Origin of the sequence: Bradyrhizobium sp. (assembly GCF_049581145.1) — a bacterium.
Lineage (GTDB): Bacteria > Pseudomonadota > Alphaproteobacteria > Rhizobiales > Xanthobacteraceae > Bradyrhizobium.
Genome location: NZ_JBAURI010000158.1, coordinates 1 through 3,577 on the forward strand (window position 1 = coordinate 1; position 3,577 = coordinate 3,577).

The 3,577-nt window shown below is 60.7% G+C and carries 3 protein-coding genes; 2 read left to right on the forward strand and 1 reads right to left on the reverse strand.

Features of this window, described 5'->3' with window-relative positions; translation table 11 throughout:
- Window positions 1–201: 201 nt before the first annotated feature.
- The gene (gene mntR / locus WCB02_RS05190) at window positions 202–675 is read right to left on the reverse strand and encodes a manganese-binding transcriptional regulator MntR (RefSeq protein ID WP_423956768.1); all 474 of its coding nucleotides are present in this window, start codon (window positions 673–675) and stop codon (window positions 202–204) included.
- Between the two features lie 162 nt (window positions 676–837).
- On the opposite strand from mntR, the gene WCB02_RS05195 reads away from it, so the two are divergent.
- Window positions 838–2,154, forward strand: coding sequence for an Nramp family divalent metal transporter (locus WCB02_RS05195; protein ID WP_423956769.1), 1,317 nt, complete (start codon window positions 838–840; stop codon window positions 2,152–2,154).
- Window positions 2,155–3,251: 1,097 nt separating this feature from the next.
- On the forward strand, window positions 3,252–3,577 hold a 326-nt coding region (locus tag WCB02_RS05200), incomplete at its 3' end, for an outer membrane protein (protein WP_423956770.1).

The window sequence follows — 3,577 nt, forward strand, 5'->3', positions numbered from 1 at the left end:
GATTGACGGCGTCGGCTCATTCGCAATCGTCTGGTTCCTGATCAACGAAGGCCGTGAAGCGTGGTCAGGGGAAGAATGCGACGACTGTTGTTCCTGACGGTTGCGCATCAGGACCCACGACAAGCACCCTCGCGGCCTGTTGTCCTTTGCCCGTACCTGGTCCTGTCGCGTCGCTCAGGAGTCTGTTCGAAGCCGCCCCGATCACCTGGCAAGCGATTTGATAAACTGCGCAAACGCTTTCAAAGTGACGTCTGAGACGTGATGCTCCATGCCCTCGGCATCGGCCTCGGCGGCTTCGGCGGGAACGCCAACCGCGCGAAGCAGGTCGACTACAAGCCGGTGGCGCGCGTGCACGCGCTCGGCGAGCGTATGGCCCTGCTCGGTAAGGAACACGCCCCGGTAGGGGCGTGAGGTCGCCAATCCTGCCCGCTTCAAGCGCGAGATGGCTTTGATGGCTGTGGCGTGAGATACGCCCAGCCGACGCGCAATGTCTGTCGGACGCGCCTCGCCTGAGCTGGTCAATAAGTCCGCGATCAGTTCGACATAGTCTTCCAACAATGCCGTCGACTGGGCCGACCGCGTTTTGCCGAAGCGGCGCGCCTGGATGAGCTCGGTCGGCAGCTCCTTCGTTGCGCCACCATTCCGCCGTGTCTTCCCTGGTGTCGTTGGCTGCATGGCCTGCGATCCTAACGAGTGGAGTTCTGTCCGGCAGAGAACACGTTTATATCGTCGTGTCAAACTGTAGCACGGGCTACATTAGGCAGCCATTGACAATCTCAGATCAGCCCTTAGTTTGTGCCCTGTGCTACATTTTCATGTGCGTGATGTATTATCGAGATGACCGAAATCATCGCTCAGCGGGGATCGCTTTCTGACCGAACCGTCTCCGCGGGCCGCCGAGTGCTGGCCGGCCAGCCTGACGGGTTGCGCGCGTATCTGGCATTCGCCGGTCCTGCGGTGATTGCCTCCATCGCGTACATGGACCCCGGCAATTTCGCCACCAACATTCAGGCGGGCGCGAAATACGGCTATATGCTTTTGTGGGTGGTGCTGGCGGCCAACCTGATCGCCATGCTGTTCCAGGCGCTCTCGGCCAAGCTCGGTATAGTGACCGGCCGCAATCTCGCGGAGATGTGTCGCGAGCATTTTCCTGGCCTGGTCGTGTGGGCTATGTGGGTGGTCAGCGAGATTGCCGCGATGGCGACCGACCTGGCAGAATTTCTCGGTGGCGCGATTGGTCTCTCGCTGCTGTTTCACATACCGCTTTTCGCCGGCATGGCGGTCACGGCTGTCATCACTTACGGCGTGCTGATGTTCGAAGGCTTCGGCTTCCGGCCGATCGAACTGATCATCGGCAGCATGGTGAGCATCATCGCGCTCTGCTATGTGATCGAGCTGTTCATCGCGCCGGTCGATTGGACCTCGGCTGCGGTACATACCCTAATGCCGCAGATCCCCGACGCCGAGGCACTATTGCTGTCAGTCGGCATCATCGGCGCCACGGTCATGCCGCACGCGGTTTACCTGCATTCCGGGCTGACACAGGGGCGGATGCCGGTTCACAACGATTCCGAGCGGCGCAAGGTCCTGCGCTTCTCCAACCGGGAAGTCATTATTGCCCTGGTGGTGGCGGGCCTCGTCAACATGGCCATGGTTATGATGGCTTCGGGCGCGTTCCATGCGGGTCACTCGGACGTGGCCGAAATCGAAACCGCCTATCACACGCTAACGCCCTTGCTCGGGATCGGTGCTGCCGGGGTGTTCCTGCTCTCGCTCGTTGCCTCCGGGATATCAAGCTCGACGGTCGGGACGATGGCCGGTCAGATGATCATGCAGGGCTTCCTCAGGTTCAAAGTACCGATCCTGGTCCGCCGCCTGGTCACGATGCTGCCCGCTTTTGTCGTGGTGGCGCTTGGTGCCAATGCGACAAGTTCGCTCGTCATCAGCCAGGTCGTGCTCTCGATTGCGCTGCCGCTGCCGATGATCTCGCTGCTGATCTTCACCAGTCGTCGCGACATCATGGGGCAGTTCGCGAACGGCCGGCTGACCCTTGTGGCAGCGGTGGCGGGAACGACCGTGGTGTTGCTGCTCAACGTCTTCCTCATCCTGCAAACCCTTGGCGTGTCAATTCCAGGGCTGTCCGGCGGCGCCTGAGAACGAATGCTGATTCATCGAGGCGTCCTGTGAGTATGGTAGCAGATCAATGCATCTTCGTTGTCGCGAATTGCCTGGCGGGGCGAACAAAACGTTGGAGACGGCCGCTTCGCTGATCGCCGCGCACAACCAAAGACGTCCTACGGTACTCACATTGAGCGAGCGCTGCGTGAGGCCGGACTGTGGATAAGCCGCCAGCGCGTGTCGCTCTCGTGGAGTTGCTGGACGAGTCTGGCCGACGCCGCGTGACGGCCGAAGCTCTTTGATTCCGACGCGCTCAAGGGGGGCTGCGTAGTCTCCAGAGCGACGGAAGCCACACGCTGCGTCAACTTGGACGGGCCGGCATGCTCAAGCGCGTGGCCGTTCCAGGATCGAAGAAACTCTGGTTCGTCATCGAGCGACCGATCGCCGGACTCGGGCGTCCGAGACATGAAATCAGGCATTTCAAAGCTGCGTCGGGGTCAAGTTGGGGGCGATTGGATGCATTCTGAAGTAAGTGTGCGGTCGTTAGATACGAGTAACACGCAGTTGCATGCGTTCGGATGGCGATCTCGGCTGGTTCCCTCTCGAAACCGCCTGGATGCAGCCTGGGTGGCAACGCTCCGGCTGGTCCTGGCGGTCCTGCGAGTTCTCGTCGGCACTTCAGCCAATGCTGACGAACCGGCCCGTCAATGGGCGCTAGAGGCGCCGCCTACTTATACACCTCGCTTTGACTGGAGCGGGTTCTATGTCGCGGGTCATGTCGCGTACGGGCGAGGACACGCTAGCAATACCTGTTCGATCCCGACCCTGCGAAATCAAGCGGTTCTTTTGGCAGCCTCTATGGCGGCCTGCAGATGGGATACAACTACGTGCTCCCATCCCGGTTGCTGCTCGGGGTCGAGGGCGACGTCTCCTTTCCCACTGGAAGACGGTCTCATCTTTGGCCGTGCCACGGCGCAAGGCACGAATGTCACCGACCAGATCGACTATATTGGCACGGTGCGCGGGCGTGTTGGCTACGCCTTTGATCATTGGCTGATCTATGGAACAGGCGGTTTTGCCGGAGCCAGGCGCGCCTCGCGGAAACGTCGAGCTTTGGCAGTGACGCGGACACTGTGCTGCCCACTCGCACGGGCTGGGCCGCAGGCTTGGGAGCCGAGGTCGCAATCGCGCCGAATTGGACCGCGCGGCTCGAGTATCTGCACGACCACCTTGGAAGCGTGACCGTTACGTTTCCGTCGGGCACAGGTTACGGGTCTGCGTTTGATCTCAACATGATTCGCCTCTGGCTCAACTACAAAGTGAATTGGACCGACACGACTGCTGCGGCAACGAAGACCACCGTCACCGGTATCTGGCCCATCGCGCCGGACAATTGGAATGTCCACGGTCAGTTCAGCTTCATCGAGCAAGGCTACCCCGCATTTTTCTCGCCTTACGA